The organism is Bacillus sp. Marseille-Q3570, from assembly GCF_946151055.1.
Taxonomy (GTDB): Bacteria; Bacillota; Bacilli; order Bacillales; family Fictibacillaceae; genus Pseudalkalibacillus.
This window is the reverse complement of the sequence record NZ_CAMGYZ010000021.1, coordinates 24,141-41,149: the sequence shown is the minus strand read 5'-3', so window position 1 is coordinate 41,149 and position 17,009 is coordinate 24,141. Positions and strand designations below refer to the sequence as shown.

At 41.5% G+C, this 17,009-nt stretch carries 14 protein-coding genes; 8 read left to right on the top strand and 6 right to left on the bottom strand.

Annotated elements, in window-relative coordinates; translation table 11 throughout:
* Window positions 1-37: 37 nt before the first annotated feature.
* The 3 genes from N8M93_RS21020 to N8M93_RS21010 form a co-directional block, all read right to left on the bottom strand.
* Window positions 38-1,033: an ABC transporter permease subunit gene (locus N8M93_RS21020; protein WP_396125753.1), complete on the bottom strand. Its 996-nt coding sequence runs from the start codon at window positions 1,031-1,033 to the stop codon at window positions 38-40.
* A 2-nt stretch (window positions 1,034-1,035) separates the two neighbouring features.
* The gene (locus tag N8M93_RS21015) at window positions 1,036-2,577 is read right to left on the bottom strand and encodes a sugar ABC transporter ATP-binding protein (RefSeq protein ID WP_261134616.1); all 1,542 of its coding nucleotides are present in this window, start codon (window positions 2,575-2,577) and stop codon (window positions 1,036-1,038) included.
* A 74-nt stretch (window positions 2,578-2,651) separates the two neighbouring features.
* On the bottom strand, window positions 2,652-3,623 hold the full coding sequence (locus tag N8M93_RS21010; protein ID WP_261134615.1) for a substrate-binding domain-containing protein: 972 nt from the start codon (window positions 3,621-3,623) through the stop codon (window positions 2,652-2,654).
* 465 nt (window positions 3,624-4,088) lie between these two features.
* Between N8M93_RS21010 and N8M93_RS21005 the strand changes: the two genes are divergently transcribed.
* From N8M93_RS21005 to N8M93_RS20980, 6 genes are all read left to right on the top strand, one after another.
* Complete coding sequence (locus N8M93_RS21005) at window positions 4,089-4,859, top strand: DeoR/GlpR family DNA-binding transcription regulator (protein ID WP_261134614.1); 771 nt, start codon at window positions 4,089-4,091, stop codon at window positions 4,857-4,859.
* A gap of 475 nt (window positions 4,860-5,334) precedes the next feature.
* Window positions 5,335-7,116, top strand: coding sequence for a sensor histidine kinase (locus N8M93_RS21000; protein WP_261134613.1), 1,782 nt, complete (start codon window positions 5,335-5,337; stop codon window positions 7,114-7,116).
* Window positions 7,097-8,251 (top strand): response regulator, encoded by a 1,155-nt coding sequence (locus tag N8M93_RS20995; protein ID WP_261134612.1) that lies wholly within the window; start codon window positions 7,097-7,099, stop codon window positions 8,249-8,251. The genes N8M93_RS21000 and N8M93_RS20995 overlap by 20 nt, the downstream gene beginning before the upstream one ends.
* Window positions 8,252-8,298: 47 nt before the next feature.
* The gene (locus N8M93_RS20990; protein ID WP_261134611.1) at window positions 8,299-9,564 is read left to right on the top strand and encodes an ABC transporter substrate-binding protein; all 1,266 of its coding nucleotides are present in this window, start codon (window positions 8,299-8,301) and stop codon (window positions 9,562-9,564) included.
* 185 nt (window positions 9,565-9,749) lie between these two features.
* Window positions 9,750-11,210 carry a glycoside hydrolase family 68 protein gene (locus N8M93_RS20985; protein ID WP_261134610.1) on the top strand — a complete coding sequence of 487 codons (1,461 nt, stop codon included), beginning with the start codon at window positions 9,750-9,752 and terminating at the stop codon, window positions 11,208-11,210.
* Between the two features lie 86 nt (window positions 11,211-11,296).
* Window positions 11,297-12,844 (top strand): glycoside hydrolase family 32 protein, encoded by a 1,548-nt coding sequence (locus N8M93_RS20980; protein WP_261134609.1) that lies wholly within the window; start codon window positions 11,297-11,299, stop codon window positions 12,842-12,844.
* Between the two features lie 102 nt (window positions 12,845-12,946).
* On the opposite strand, the gene groL is transcribed toward N8M93_RS20980, so the two are convergent.
* Together groL and groES are read right to left on the bottom strand one after the other, a co-directional pair.
* Window positions 12,947-14,590: a chaperonin GroEL gene (gene groL, locus N8M93_RS20975; RefSeq protein ID WP_261134608.1), complete on the bottom strand. Its 1,644-nt coding sequence runs from the start codon at window positions 14,588-14,590 to the stop codon at window positions 12,947-12,949.
* A gap of 67 nt (window positions 14,591-14,657) precedes the next feature.
* Entirely contained in the window at window positions 14,658-14,942 is a 285-nt protein-coding gene (gene groES, locus N8M93_RS20970; RefSeq protein ID WP_261134607.1) for a co-chaperone GroES, read from the bottom strand.
* Between the two features lie 227 nt (window positions 14,943-15,169).
* Here groES and N8M93_RS20965 point away from each other — a divergent pair, with 227 nt between their 5' ends.
* The gene (locus N8M93_RS20965) at window positions 15,170-15,883 is read left to right on the top strand and encodes a CPBP family intramembrane glutamic endopeptidase (RefSeq protein WP_261134606.1); all 714 of its coding nucleotides are present in this window, start codon (window positions 15,170-15,172) and stop codon (window positions 15,881-15,883) included.
* Window positions 15,880-16,083 (top strand): YdiK family protein, encoded by a 204-nt coding sequence (locus N8M93_RS20960; protein ID WP_221569108.1) that lies wholly within the window; start codon window positions 15,880-15,882, stop codon window positions 16,081-16,083. The genes N8M93_RS20965 and N8M93_RS20960 overlap by 4 nt, the downstream gene beginning before the upstream one ends.
* Window positions 16,084-16,250: 167 nt before the next feature.
* Here N8M93_RS20960 and tatC read toward each other — a convergent pair whose 3' ends face one another.
* Window positions 16,251-17,006 (bottom strand): twin-arginine translocase subunit TatC, encoded by a 756-nt coding sequence (tatC, locus tag N8M93_RS20955; RefSeq protein ID WP_261134605.1) that lies wholly within the window; start codon window positions 17,004-17,006, stop codon window positions 16,251-16,253.
* Window positions 17,007-17,009 lie beyond the last annotated feature (3 nt).

Below are 17,009 nucleotides of genomic sequence, written 5' to 3'. Positions count from 1 at the left end.
TTTATCCAAATTGTAATTCCTCTCCTTCCTTAAATTTTTAGGAACGTAACCGATCAATTAACACGGCTGATACAATGACTCCCCCTTTGACGACAAGTTGCCAGTAATAACTGACATCCATTAGCGTAAGACCATTAGTGATGACTCCCATAATCAACACTCCAATAATGGTGCCTTGAATCTTACCGACACCGCCTGTTAATTTTGAGCCACCTAAAATGACCGCTGCGATAGCATCAAGTTCATACATATTCCCTGCCGTCGGCTGACCTGAGTAAAGTCGTCCAGCGAGGACAACACCGCCTAAACCAGCCAGTAAGCCGCTGATAGAATAAACATTCACCAATGTCTTTTTCACTTTGATACCAGTTAATCTAGCCGCTTCTTCATTTCCGCCAATTGCATAAATATGGCGTCCAAACATCGTGTATTTTAAAACGAGGAACATAACGATATATACGAGTATCATTATATAAATGGGTGTGGGAATTGATAAAATAGAACCTGCCCCTATGAATCGAAATGTAGTAGATTCCAAGACAACCGGATAGCCTCCACTTGTGACATAGGCCAGTCCTCTAACATAGGTCATGCTCGCTAATGTGACGATAAAAGCAGGCAGGCCGATTTTGGCTGTGAATACGCCATTGATGAAACCCACAAGATAACCAGCTCCAACACCGAGAAGCATAGCTAAAATCGGATTCATTCCTGTTTGGGAAGCCATGACCGAAACGACTCCTGAGAGTGCTACAATGGATCCCACTGATAGATCAATACCACCGGTCAAAATAACAATCGTCATTCCTGCAGCTAAAATGGCAGTAACCGATACTTGTTTTAGGATGTTTGTCAGATTGGACGATTCTAAAAAGTTTGGTGCCAAAACGCTCATTACGATACACAGCAAAATTAAAATAATGATCATCCCAAGCTGATTCCAGACGGTTGAAGCATGATGCCCGAGCTTGAACCGCGGCTGGACAGGCGGCTGTGCTGTTTGTTGCTGATTAGTCGACAGAATTGGTTTCAACTTTAGTTCCCTCCCGTTGCGTAATGCATAATGCGTTCTTGAGTAGCTTCATTTTTCTGAAGGTGCCCGGTGATCCTTCCTTCGTTCATAACAAAAATCCGATCACTTATCCCGATCACTTCAGGAAGTTCAGAAGAGATCATCAAAACCGCGAGCCCGGCGTCGGCAAGTTCTGAAATAATTTTATGAATTTCCGTTTTAGCTCCTATATCTACCCCACGAGTTGGTTCATCGAGCAGCAGTATTTTGGGGTTTGTTGACAGCCATCTGGCAATGACCGCCTTTTGCTGGTTCCCACCACTTAAACCAGCAATCGACTGATCGGGTGAGGCAGTCTTGATATTTAAGTTTTTGATATGTACGTCCGCTGTTCGGTTTAAAGAATTCCAATTAATCTTCAGATTCTTTTTATGCTTCTTTAGTTCCGCCAGCAAAATATTTTCTTTTACGGACATATCAAGAAATAGTCCTTGTTCCTTCCGGCTTTCTGGCACGAGGGCAATCCCATGCTTGATTGCATCGATCGGGGACTTGATTTGAACCTTTTCTCCCGCTACCCAGATTTCTCCCTGAAGGATGTCCGAGGCGCCAAAGATCGACCGCACAAGCTCTGTTCGACCTGCCCCGACTAGTCCTGCAAATCCGACAATTTCCCCTGGGTAGATCTGAAAAGACAGATCCCTTACAAAAGTCTTATCACTTAAATTCTTCACTTCTAATGCAGGCTTTTCTTTACCTCCCACTTTTATATAATTGCTGTTCGACCGTTGAAACAGGCCTTTCAAGTCACGGCCAACCATTAAACTGACTAAATGATCCGTGTTCGTTTCTTGGATAGGCCCACTTTTAATCCACTCACCATCACGCAAAACGGTATAACGATCGGAAATTTTAAAAATTTCTTCCATCCGATGGGAAATATAAACGATCGAAACACCTTGTTTTCTTAAGTCCTTTATGATTTCAAATAGCCTGTCAATTTCTTTATCCGTTAAAGAGGCTGTCGGTTCATCCATAATCAAGACTTCAGCTTTGTATGAGAGGGCTCTTGCGATTTCTACCATCTGCTGCTGGGCTACACTTAACGTCGAGACTAGTGTTTCCGGTTTTAAATCTGATCCCATGGAAACCAATACTTCCTTTGCTCGTCTATGTACTTTTTCCCAGCACACCATACCGAATTTATTTCGGGGGTATTTTGTTCCCATCAAGATATTTTCACTGATGGTCAGGTTAGGGGCCAAGTTAAGTTCCTGATGGATTACCCCAATGCCCATTTTTCTTGCCATCATCGGGTCCTTCCAGGTAACTTTGTCATTTTTATAAGTGATTGTGCCACTGTCTTGGTCAGGCATATAAACGCCTGATACTATTTTCATTAAGGTAGACTTTCCGGCTCCGTTCTCTCCCATCAAGGCGTGGACTTCACCAGGGTATAGCTCGATGTTTACATTTTTCAACACCGTTGTACCAGAAAAAGTTTTGCTTATCCCTTCCATCTTCAAGATTGGCCTTCTTGTCTCTACTTTTTCCTGTATGATCATAGCTTTTCACTCCTTCCTTGATTGAAATGACGGCCCTTGTTGAAACTACAAGGACCGTACGTTCGAGATAAAGATTACCAGCCTTTATAGGAATCTAAGTTTTCTTGAGTTACTAGATCTACTGGGATTTTGATCACTTCTTCGATAGATTCGCCATCCAATACCTGGATCCCAACATCCATCGCTTTTTTGACCATTTCACCCGGATTCTGGGCCGATGTTCCTGCAATCGAACTTCCCTCTTTCTTCATCGCTTTAATGACATCAGGAGACCCATCGACACCCACAATGTAAAACTCATCCTCGCGGCCAGCTTGCTGCTGTGCAATCTCAGCCCCAATGGCTACAGGGTCGTTGTTGGCAAAAACAGCATCAATGGTTCCTGGCTCATTCGCCTGCAGAATGCTCTCCATCACCTGCAATCCTTTTTCACGGTTTCCTTCACCATTTTGCTTAGCGATCACTTTAATATCAGTTCCTTCAATCGTATCTTCAAACCCCGCAATCCGATCTTTTACAGCGGTAACAGGAGGTCCGTCAATTACAACGACATTCCCCTTTCCACCAAGATCTTCAATCATATATTCAGCAGCCAGAACTCCTGCCTGGTAGTTATCGGATGTAACCGTACCTTCAATCCCTCCACCAGCCCCGACATCAACGCTAATGACGGGGATACCGGCTGCATCTGCTTGAGCGACAGCCCCGGCGATTCCCTCAGAATCAACAGCATTCAATAAAATAAGATCTACACCTTGGGTAATGAAGTCCTCTATTTGAGAGGTTTGTTTAGCTAAATCTGCATCAGCCGCCTGGATGATAATTTCAGCTCCTAATTCTTCCGCATATTCTTCAGCAGCTTGACTCATCGACACGAAAAACGGGTTTGCCAGATTGTTGAGCGTCAAGCCAATCTTAAGATTCCCCTTTTTGTTGCCAGCGCTTTCATTTTCTTGCCCAGAAGTTTCGTTATTCCCACATGCAGACATGAATAGAAGCAGAATTCCCATTAAAATTACGCTGAACATTTTTTGTTTGATTTGCATTTTTTATTACTTCCCCCTCCATGGATTATTTCAAGAAACCGATGAATACGCTTACAAATGAACGAACCTCCCCCTCCTTTCTGATCACTGTTACACATATTTCATTCCGCTGATTAAAGGAATGATTTTGTTATATGTGTAATAAATTCCAAGATTGGATGTGATTGTTTATGCTTATTAATGATAATATATGCGTATTTAATGATTGTCAATAAGTTTTCTAAAAATTTAAAATATAGTGAATCTCCTAATGTATTACCTCTTATTACTCTTTTTCATGATTTTTTCATCAAACAGTTTGAATCAATTTGATTACTTATGATTACTTTTAGTCAAATGGAAGACACATGAGCGTGATCGCTCATACAAAAATCAGTCATCGCGCAATCATCTTTTTACTTTAAGACATCAAGATTAGTCTATAATGATAAAAAGAAAACGTTTTCGAAGGGAGAATCGCTGTTCATGTTTATGGAAGAGCGTAAAGCGCAAATTCTTGAATACTTACGCCATATGTCTCGGGCGTCCGTCTATGATTTAAGTCAGCAATTTAATGTTTCAGAATCTACGATTCGAAGGGATCTTAAAGAGCTTGAGGAAACAAATAATATTAAAAGGACACATGGTGGTGCCATCCTTTTACAGCCTGTCAGTTATGAGGCATCAATCGGAGATAGAAAAAAAGATTATATCGCAGAAAAGCAAGCCATCGCTAAAAAAGCGGTGGAGTTCATTAACCCAGGGGATGCCATCCTTCTTGATTCAGGAACGACAACTTATGAACTTGTAAAAGAGTTAAAAACCTTTTCCAATCTTTCCATTGTGACCAACTCGATCATTATCATGCAGGAGCTAGCAGATATTCCTGGCTTGGATGTAATGCTGCTAGGTGGTAATTTACGAAGAGAAACATCTGCATTGGTCGGACCTTTTGCAGAACAATCGCTCAATATGATTCGAATTGATAAAGCATTTATCGGTACTAATGGTTTAGACCTTAAAGAAGGTATCATTACCACACCTAACCTTACCGAAGCTCGTATTAAGCGTATGATGATAACAAACTCCAGGCAAACCATCCTATTGACTGATCATAGTAAAGTCGGTAAGGTGAATTTTGCTAAAGTTGCTGATCTATCCGATATAGACTTTTGTATCGTAGGCGATCAAGTACCGGACCATTTCGAAGAGGAAATGAATCGTTATCATGTGAACGTACATATAGTAGAAGTTTGAAACTACCAGAATAGTTAATTCTCCACTCTCACAAAAAGAGGATCCTCTTAAAGGAGCCTCTTTTGTGATTGCCTCTATTGTAGTTTATTGAACTATAAAGAGCAGCCAGTGCCTCCTTCTCTCCTAAAAATCATGGAGGAGAAACTGAGAACTTAGCCCTCCTTTTCCCCATAAATTCCATCATCTAGATAGTCAATTTGTTTCATTTTTTCAATTCTATATAACGTTTACATTTTTTTGTGAGCGTTTCCGAAATCAGGTGCCCAGCGGATCACGCCTACAATGTACTATACGCTTCGGCATGATTGACGCTTTTTACATGTTTGTTATAGTTTAGGATATTATGAAGTTCTTTGGTATTTATTCAATAGAGTAGTCCTAAACCATTTTTCAATCAAATCCACTCTAACGATCCATTATCTTACTATTAAATCATATTTTTCCACTGGTCCTCTCGTGAAAGGGGCGCTTTGAGATGAAAAGCATTCAGCGCCGGTTAATGTTAATGCTGCTTGTGTTCATCATCCTCCCCTATTTTTTGTCTGTTTTTTTAATTTACAGCTATACGAAAAATAGTGTGGAGCAGAATGAACTCGAAAACAGCCGGGCACAAATGCAGGAGAGCTCAGAAGAACTCAATCAATACTTTGAGGAAATGATTAACCTCCCCTACATCCTGTATCGTGACCCTGAGTTATTCCGGATATTTAATAATGATGTAGATGATTCAGCTTACCTGGAGAAAAGCTTAGAAAATTACTATTTGATGCGGAACGAAATCCGGCAGGTACGGCTTTATTTAAATCAAGATAGGGAATCCATCGCCGTATATAATGGAATGGTCAGTGCGCGAAAATCAAAGCCTGATTTTTTAGATCGGGACTTGATGAAGAATCTCTATCATTCGAACTTAAAGTACATATTAGAACCGCCTCACCCTATTGAGAATTATAATAATGCAGCGATTGTTCCCCAGTCAGACAGCACTGTGGTCATGACACTCCATCATAAAATAGTAGATGTGCTCACGAACGAATTTCTAGGAATCCTGACTACTGACATCGATTCAGATAAGTACACTCAAATATGCAATAACCTGATTCAGGAAAACGAAGAGACCGTGTTACTGGTTGACGAAAACGATCAAGTGATCTATGCAAACAACCGTAGTCTTATCGGCAAGCCCGTGACTGCTGAGCTGCAACAGCAAATGAAAGAAGATGGCGGTAGGGGTGATGATATTATCTTATCAAGAACTTTATCCAGCCCACTCCATCAATGGAAATTGGTGAAGATCACGCCTAGTGAAATCTTATTTCATGATGTCAGGAAAACGGCCTATACAAGTATATTGGTCGGGATAGGTGTAGGTTTATTAGGGTTGTTGATGATCAGTATGATTACGATTCGAATTACCCATCCGATCAAACAACTGACTCAGAAAGTGCGTACGATAGAAGGCAGTGAAATGAACGCTCCCTTTGATGACTCTAGACAAGACGAAATCGGTTATTTGGAGAAACATATGAAAGATATGATGAATCGCATTAACCTTCACATTGATCGTGAATATAAGCTTGAGATTGAAAATAAGGAAAACCAATTCAGAGCTTTAAAGGCCCAAGTGAACCCTCATTTCTTATTCAATGCCTTGCAATCAATTGGTGCAGTTGCTTTAAGATCAAAGACTCCTGACGTATACCGTCTCGTAACGTCTTTATCAAAGATGATGCGTTACTCCATACAGGCAGACGAGTGGGTGCTCGTACAAGATGAAGTGAATTATATTGAATCCTACCTCACCCTGCAAATGGAACGTTTCCGAAATAATGTGAATTACACCATAGAAATGAACGAAACCGTTCTTGATACGACGATACCCAGCATGATTCTTCAGCCACTCGTTGAGAACTTTTTTAAGCATTGTTATGAAAAGGGCAATTATAAAGCTCGTCTATCAATACGCGGGGAAATACAAGACGGCTTCTTGCACCTTATCGTAGAGAATGACGGAGATAGTCTGACGGAGAAACAGCTCCAAATGTTAAAGAAAAAAATATATACCGATCCTCATGAAAGCTTATATTCACATAAACATATTGGTTTAAAAAACATCCATGATCGTTTGGTTCTTAATTACAATAAAAGGGCATGGCTAGAAGTAGAAACGGATCAAGGGCAAGGGTTCCACGTGAAGATTTTCATCCCTGTCCAATCCAAACGAGGAGGGATATCTTTTGAAGGCTTTAATCGCTGATGATGAAATGAATGTTCGGGACGTCCTACGCTATTTAGGACAATGGGACATGCACGGCATAACTGAAATTTTAGAAGCAAGCGATGGTCAAGAAGCAAAAACGATTATTGATGAATCTCAACCTGAACTGATTTTTACAGATATTAAAATGCCAGGAATGACCGGAATAGATATCATAGAATGGCTCGACGGCATTTCCTATCCCGGTAAGGTCATATTCATTACAGGATACAACGATTATTCATTTATGCGCCAAGCGATTAAATATAGCAGTTTCGATTATCTTTTGAAGCCGATTGAACCTGAGCCCTTTAACAAAACGTTATCTGAAGCAGTAGAAAGCTGGAAAGATGACCAAAAAACCCGACATTCGGATCAAACAGTCGACAATGACTTAAAAAAGCTGTGGCTCAATCAAATAATGACAGCGGCTTGTATGGGGGAAGCTTTTGAACCGGATGACATCCTCCCTTACCTTCCTACAGCTGATCAATATGAATTATCGTTAATTTCTTTTTATCAAATGCATCACCCTGAGCCATATGTTGACTTAATAGCAGACATGCTCGTTCAAAGAAAATTAGGAAATGCATTTTCACTACACTTTGATCGAAATCTTTGTCTTGTCATCAGCATTAAAGACGCATGGTTTACGGTAGAAGAATGGATGAGTCAAGAATTCGATATACCTGTTCGAATTGTAAGTGGTGAGCGATTATATTCATTAGTGGATATTCCAAGCTCCTATCAAACTTTACAAACAGCCATTGATAATCACGAATATCGAACAAATCATCGAATGGATGATTTAGATACACCCCGCCGAATAAAGGATATCGTGTCCTATGTAAATGATTTTTATATGGAGGAGTTGAGTTTGGAGAAACTATCCAACCTATTCTTCTTCAGCCGTGAACATATTTCAAGGAAATTCAAGGAAGAAACCGGATTACCTTTGTCTAAATATATTACGAAACTAAGAATTGACCAGGCTAAGATTTGGTTAGAAGAAACAGATGAAACCATCTACTCGATTTCTTTATTACTAGGCTATCAAGATGAGAAATATTTTTCGAAACTGTTCAAAAAGATCGTAGGCGTCACACCTTTTGAGTTTCGAAACAAAAGACAATAGCCATTTGTAAGCAGATCGTTTACGGAAAAAGAAAAGAGGTGACAGAAATGAAAAAAGTCTTACTTTTATGTTTGATCGGAACGCTGAACCTATCTCTTTCAGCATGTCAGTCAAAGTCTGAGACAAGAGAAACACCAATAAAAGAGCAGGAAATCACACTAAAGGTAAGAAATCCAAAAGTAGAGATTGCTTCACAGTTTGAGCAAATGGTCCAGGCTTATGAAAAGGATCATCCAAAAGTAAATATTGAAGTTTACACGGTCGGTGGGGCGATGGATGACTTTTCTGATCTTAAAGCCCAAATTGCTGCAGGTAATGGTCCGGACATTTTCACAAACCCCGGGTATGAAAACGCCAGAGTTTGGAGCGAATATTTAGAAGACCTATCTGATCAGCCATGGGTAGAGAATGCACTTGAAGATACATTAACGCCGATGAGATTTGATGGTAAAGTACTTGGAATGCCAATGAACCTAGAAGGATACGGCTTCATTTATAATAAAGATTTATTTAAGCAAGCAGGCATCAAGGCAATGCCTGTTACACTTACTGAATTGACAGTTACCGCTGAGAAACTGCAAGAAGCAGGAATCACACCTTTTGCCACTGGCTACTATGAGAAATGGAAATTGGGTGACCATCTTATGAATATCGCTTTTACCCAGCAGGATAACCCAGCGGCTTTTATAAAGAACTTGAATGAAGGGAAGGAAACGATTCCGAACAATCCGAAATTCAAGGACCTCCTCCATTTGTTAGATGTCACTTTAGAATATGGAAGCAATGAACCACTCTCGACAGACTACAGTATGGAAGTAAATACATTTGCAGCTGGAGATGCAGCGATTATCCTACAGGGCAACTGGATACAGCCTATGATCGATCAGCAATCCCCCGATATGAACATCGGCATTATCCCTATCCCCATTAATGATGATCCGGACAAGGAATCCTTAGTCGTTAACACACCTAGTTACTGGGTAGTCAATAAACAGACAACAGAAGAAAAAAAGAATGAAGCAAAAAAATTTTTAAACTGGATGGTTGCCTCTGAAGAAGGAAAACGATACTTGACCGAACACTTAAAATTCATTCCCGCTTTTAAGCATATCGAACCGGAAAATTCAGGCCCTCTTGCCGATCAAATCATACAGTATTATAAAAAAGGACAAACGTCGTCCTCAAACTGGTTTGATTTCCCTGTAGGAGTAAGAAATGAATTTGGTTCGGTCACACAACAATATATAAAGAATCAACTTAATAAGGAGCAACTATTGCATGAATATCAAAAGTCCTGGGAGAAGGCTCAGTGAGTCCTAGCCAGGGCTTTTTTCACTCTCTCCTCTCCAACTAATAGAACGAAAATCCTATATATCAAATCAGAACTAAATTCCAATCAATATCCTCCATATCCAGCCCGTGCATCCTCCTCTATAATTCAAATTGTCAAACAGCGGAAGGAAGAACGTTCCGCTAAAAAATGATAGGAGGAAGGAATATGAACGTAAAAAGATTGGCCAAACAAGCTACAGTAGTCATGCTTAGCACAGCAATTCTGGCAGGAGGTGAAGGGTTAACCGCGCATGCTGATTCCCGGGACCATAAAGAAGATTACGGAATTTCCCACATCACACGTTCTGATATGACGGACATGATTAAGCAGCACGATGATTATAAGGTACCCGAATTTGACGTATCTACCATTCGAAACATTCCATCAGCTACAAAAACAGACGAGAACGGCAATGAAATCAAAATGGATGTTTGGGACACATGGCCGCTCCAAAACGCGGACGGTACAGTGGCTGAATACAATGGATACCATATCCTATTCGGTTTAGCAGGTGACCCTAAAAATGCAAACGACACATTCATTTACATGTTCTATAAGAAAGCAGATGAAAAATCAATCGATGCGTGGAAGAACGCTGGACGAGTATTCGACGATGAGGATAAATACAAAGCTGACGATGAATATTTGAAAGATCAGTCAGAAGAGTGGTCCGGTTCGGCAACCTTCACCTCTGATGGAGAAATTCGTTTATTCTACACCAACCGCACAGAGTTTAATGAAGAAAAAGAGCTTTACGGTAAACAAACGCTGACAACTGCACAAGTTAACGTATCTGAACCAAAAGAAGGCACACTTAAAGTGGATAGGGTCGAAGATCATAAGTCAATTTTTGAAGGCGGCGATGGTTCTGTTTATCAAAATGTCAATCAGGCTTTTGGAAATGGGGATATCAACTATAATGAAAACCATACGTTAAGAGACCCTCACTACGTAGAAGAAAATGGCCGTAAATACCTGGTGTTTGAAGCCAATACAGGAACTGACTTTGGCTACTCTGGAGAGGAATCCCTTTACAACAAAGCATACTATGGCAAGAGCGAAAAATACTTCCAGGATGAAAAAGCTAAACTGTTAGAAAGTCCGAAAAGAGAGTTTGCTGAACTAGCGAATGGAGCCATCGGCATCATCGAAATCAACGATGATTATACACTAAAGAACGTAATGGACCCATTGATTGCTTCCAACACTGTTACGGATGAAATTGAACGTCCAAACATTTTCAAAAAAGATGGTAAATGGTACTTATTCACAAGTTCACGCGGTTCTAAAATGACGATTGATGGCATTGATGATGAAGATATCTACATGTTAGGATATGTGTCGAATTCATTAACTGGTCCATACAAGCCGATGAACAAAACGGGAATTGTTTTACACCATGACCTCGATCCAAATGATGTGACATGGAATTACGCACACTATGTAATCCCTCAAGAAAATAGCGATGAAACTGTCGTTACAAGTTATATGACAAACAGAGGGTATTTTGAAGACAAAAAGTCAACATTCTCTCCAAGCTTTAAGCTGGATCTTAAAGGACCGAAATCTTCCGTTGTAGAAGATGGAATCCTCGAGCAAGGACAAATTACAATTGATGAAGAATAACTTTAGGGTGAAAAGAAAATGCCGACTTCTCTAGGCGTTTTCTTTTCTTTTACAATCAACCCATTATAAAAGCGGTGAACAAATGTATGTTGAAGCAGAATCAAAGAAAATGGCTTGTTGTCTCACTTCTCTTTTTCTTGATCATAGGCTTATTTTTAATCTTTATACGACAAGACCATAAGGAAAAAGTACCGCCAGATAAGGAAACGTATCGTGCAGACTATCATTTTACAGCTCCGGATAACTGGAAGAATGACCCGCAAAAACCAATCTATCTGGATGGGGAATATCACTACTATTATCTTTATAACGGAGACTATCCCGAAGGCAACGGGACAGAGTGGCGTCATGCGACCTCTAAAGATTTAGTCCATTGGAAGGATGAGGGGGTGGCTATTCCTAAATACACGAATGAAAACGGGGATCCGTGGTCAGGTTCTGTTGTGGTAGACAAGAATAATACAGCCGGGTTTGGAGAAGAAGCCGTAGTGGCACTCGTTACCCAGCCATCTGCAAATGGACAGCAGGAACAGTATCTCTGGTATAGTACGGATAGAGGCCAAACGTTTAGCTCCTATAGTGACCATCCGGTAATGTCCAACCCAGGAGCTGAAGATTTCAGAGATCCTAAAGTTATCTGGAATGACCGAGAACAGAAATGGGTCATGCTCATGGCCGAAGGAACAAAAATTGGTTTTTATGAATCGAAAAACCTAAAAGAATGGAATTACACCAGTGGATTTCAGACAAAAGATATTGGGCTCGTAGAATGTCCGGACTTGTATAAGATGCGGGCAAAGGACGGAACAGTGAAATGGGTGTTGGGCGTAAGTGCCAATGGGAAGTCGATCGGTAAGCCGAATACTTATGCTTACTGGGTCGGTCATTACAACGGTACTGAATTTATCCCCGACCACGAAGAGCCCGAATGGCTTGATTACGGTTTCGATTGGTACGGCGGCGTTACGTTTGAAGATGGGACAAGCGATAATCAGCTCAGCCACCGATATGCTTTAGCTTGGATGAACAATTGGGCATACGCAGACCATAGCCCTACCCTCAAGGAAAACTTTAACGGATTGGATTCCATTGTTCGAAAAATAGAATTGAAGAAAAGTGATGAGGACTCCTATTACTTGGGTTCCCAGCCGGTAGAAAAACTAAATCAATTAACAGATTCCTCAGATTCTTATCAACAAATCGAGGTCGACGGCTCAAAAACAATTGGGGCAACTGGTACGGCTTACCAGATCGAAGCGGAGATATCCTGGTCGAAGATCGGGAACGTAGGGTTGCGCCTTCGGGAATCAACCGACAAAACGCGTCATGTGGACGTCGGTCTCTCGCCAAAAGGCCAATACTCTTATGTCAATCGAAAGTCAACAAACCAGCCAGATGAAAGTGGTAAGTATATCGAAAGTATTGCTCCTTTTGATGCAAGTCAAAAAAAGGTTCACTTAAAGATCCTTGTAGACAAAACAAGTGTTGAAGTATTTATTGACGACGGTAAAGTGGTCCACTCCAATCAGGTCTTCCCTCCACTAAAGGATAAGAACATAACACTTTATTCTGAAGGCGGTCCCGCAACTTTTGAAAATATAGAAATAAAACACTTTCACTCCATTTATGATTAGGATTATAGCGTAGGCTTTTATGTCACTAACGAAACGTAAAAAAGGTCACAGGATAACCTGTGACCTTTTAGACCTTGTAGCTATAAGGTTGTTTGGGTGGCGTTACATCATGCCGCCCATTCCACCCATTCCGCCCATGCCGCCCATGTCAGGCATTCCACCGCCGCCGTTGTTTTCTTCCGGCTTGTCAGCGATGACTGCTTCTGTTGTAAGGAGCATTGCAGATACGGATGCTGCGTTTTGTAGTGCAGAACGAGTAACTTTCGTAGGGTCTACGATACCCGCGTCGATCATGTTGACCCATTCGCCAGTCAATGCGTTGAAGCCGATTCCAAGGTCTTCACCTTTCAAGCGTTCAACAACAACAGATCCTTCAAGACCAGCGTTGTGTGCGATTTGACGGATCGGTTCTTCGAGGGCACGTAGAACGATCTTCACACCTGTTTTTTCGTCGCCAGCTGTTTCGATTGCTTGAACAGCCTTCAATACGTTGACGAGTGCAGTTCCACCACCAGATACGATACCTTCTTCAACTGCTGCGCGAGTTGAATTCAATGCGTCTTCAATACGGAGCTTGCGTTCTTTCAATTCAGTTTCAGTTGCAGCTCCAACTTTGATGACTGCTACTCCACCTGCAAGCTTAGCAAGACGCTCTTGTAGTTTTTCCTTATCGAATTCAGAAGTTGTTTCTTCCATTTGCGCACGGATTGTGTTCACGCGGCTAGCGATCTTTTCAGAATCTCCAGCACCTTCGACGATTGTTGTGTTTTCTTTTGTAACCACAACTTTAGACGCTGTACCGAGTTGACCGATGTTTGCAGATTTAAGGTCTAGACCTAGATCTTCCGTGATCACTTCTGCACCAGTCAAGATACCGATGTCTTCTAGCATCGCTTTACGACGGTCACCGAATCCAGGAGCTTTGACAGCTACTGCATTGAATGTGCCGCGAAGTTTGTTCACAACAAGTGTTGCAAGGGCTTCCCCTTCAACATCTTCAGCGATGATCAAGATCGGCTTACCTTGTTGAACAACTTGCTCAAGAACAGGAAGTACTTCCTGGATGTTTCCAATTTTCTTGTCCGTTACAAGGATGTATGGATTCTCGAGTACTGCTTCCATCTTGTCAGAGTCTGACACCATGTATGGAGAAGCATATCCGCGATCGAATTGCATACCTTCTACGACTTCTAGTTCAGTTGCGAATCCTTTAGACTCTTCAATTGTGATGACGCCGTCGTTTCCAACGCGCTCCATCGCTTCAGCAATCAATTGACCGACTTCATTGTCACTAGAAGAAATTGCAGCTACTTGTGCGATGGACTCACGGCCTTCGATCGGCTTGGAGATTTTCTTAAGTTCTTCAACTGCAGCTGCAGTCGCTTTTTCGATCCCTTTACGGATGACCATCGGGTTCGCACCAGATGTTACGTTCTTCAATCCTTCACGGATCATTGCTTGTGCAAGGACTGTCGCTGTAGTCGTACCGTCACCAGCTACATCGTTTGTTTTGCTCGCAACTTCTGAAACCAATTTTGCACCCATGTTTTCGAATGCATCTTCAAGTTCGATTTCTTTTGCGATGGTTACACCGTCATTTGTGATAAGTGGAGAACCGAATTTCTTCTCAAGAACCACGTTGCGTCCTTTTGGTCCAAGAGTTACTTTTACTGCATCAGCAAGAGCATCTACACCACGAAGCATGGAGCGACGCGCATTTTCACTAAATTTGATATCTTTAGCCATTTTTAAAAGAACCTCCTTGATTGGTTATATGTAGGGATTACCCCTATTCACAACTTACTGTCAACGTTTACCCAACAACAGCCAATACGTCAGATTCACGAAGGATTAAGTATTCTTTACCTTGATATTTCACTTCAGTACCAGCGTATTTGGAATAGATAACAGTATCTCCTTCAGTCACTTCAAGCGCAACTTTCTCTCCATTATCTGTTACTCGGCCTGTACCTACTGCAACGATTTTACCTTCTTGCGGCTTTTCCTTTGCTGAGTCTGGAAGTACGATTCCGCTCGCAGTTGTTTCTTCGCCTTCTACAAGCTCAACGATAATACGATCACCTAACGGCTTTAACAAGTGAAACACCCTCCTCAAGGATAAAATTTTTAATTATTAGCACTCTTAACAAGTGAGTGCTAATTCCAGTTTTAATATTAATCAATCTTCATTTTTTTTGCAAGTAGAAAGATGAAATTTTCTAAAATCATTTTCAGTTGAATTCATGAGAAAGGAATTTCAGAAGAATCTATGTTAAAATGGGGCATTGAGTCAACGAGAAATCTCGAATGAAAGAGGAGAAAAGTTTGAACAAACGATATGCATGGATCCTAATCATATATATATTGATGCTGCTTTCTGGAATCGTTGGGGGTCAGCTTTTACTCTCATTAGATGTTCCAAGGGAAAAGATTCCCGGACTGTGGAACGTCATCAGTTTTTCCATCGGCCTGATCATCATCCTGATCATGTTGATACCGGATATCAAAAATCCGATGTACCGGGATGAGCGGGCCACGATTCCACAGACGATCGGCTGGGCATTACTTGGTGTCCCAATGGTCTTCATTGCACAAATCATCGCAGCTACGATTGAAATGCAGGTTTTCGGAGTGGAACCTGGTTCAAAGAACACGGAAATGATCGTCGATTTGACATTATCGGTTCCGTTATTGATTCTTGTGGTTTCTGTCATTGGTCCGATCCTTGAAGAAATCGTGTTTCGGAAAGTCATATTTGGCACAATCTATAAACGAACGAATTTCATCATAGCTGCTTCAATCAGCTCTCTTATATTCGCTGTCGTCCATCGGGACTTCACTCATCTGCTCGTGTATGCCGCGCTTGGGTTCACTTTCAGCTTTTTATATGTGAAAACGAAGCGCTTGATCGTACCGATTGTGGCCCATGTTGCCGTCAACACCTCGGTCATGCTTGTACAAGTGGTCTTCCGCGACGAAATACAAGAGCTTGAAAAACAACTACAGAGCACTCAACTTATCCTTGGAGGCTTACTATGAGATTTTCACCGACATTTTGGATCTTTGCCTATTTCATCTTAGGCGTGATCTTTACGTATTTAGCGATCTTCTATGCAGGAGAATACGGGGTATGGTCGTTCTGGCCGCTTATCAACATGGCCCTCGCAGCATACGACTTCTTCAATGCATACCGGATGATCGAGTTACGGAGAAAGATAAATAAAATGAAGAAGAAATGAGAAGGACTGCAGCCGCAGTCCTTTTTTGATATTGGGGATTGAGTTTTCGAAGGGTGAGTGTCCACATCAGAGCGAGCTTGGACTTATTCTGTTCACTTTTCCAAATAATCTGTTCACTCTCCTTCCCACTAAAAAAAGCGACCACCCTGAGGCGATCACTTTCATAATCATGCACTGTCTTCTTCCTCTTCAGCTTTTGCTGCTGTCCTCATCGCTTTCCGATAGGCGAATCCGGAGATCAGGATGCTGATTTCGTATAACAGGATCAACGGTACTGTCACCATCAGATGTGAAATGAGCTCTGGCGGTGTGATCAGCCCTGCTACCACGAGCAAGACAAAATAGGAGTACTTACGTATTTTACGGAGTACTGCAGGCGTCACCAGCCCTAACCGCGTCAAAAACATGATCACGACCGGGAACTGGAACAGAATCCCGAATGGCAGCGTCAGCCTGAACAAGAAATGAAAGTACTCATTGATTCCATACTCTTCTTCAACTCCCAAAAGATCAGCCAGACCATTCATGAAATCGATGACGAACGGAAACAAAATGAAGTAGGAAAAGGATAATCCCGCGATAAATAACAAAAATGTAAGCGGAATGTACATCAGCGTCGCCTTCCGCTCTTTTTCAAACAAACCAGGGCTTACAAACGCCCACAGCTGATAAAACGCAATCGGTGAAGTGATCAATAACGCGATCAGAAAGGCGAAATCCATGAATACCCGCAAAGGGTCTGTCAGATTGAATACATTCAACTCTAATCCAGCCGCCTCCGGGGTTTGCTGCAAATATTGTATAAGCGGCATCGCGAGGAAGAATCCTGCAATGAACGCTACTACAAAAACAAGTATGACGATAAAAACCCTTTTGCGCAGTTCTTCAATATGATTTTGAAGTGTCATTTGTTTTTCCGTCATACA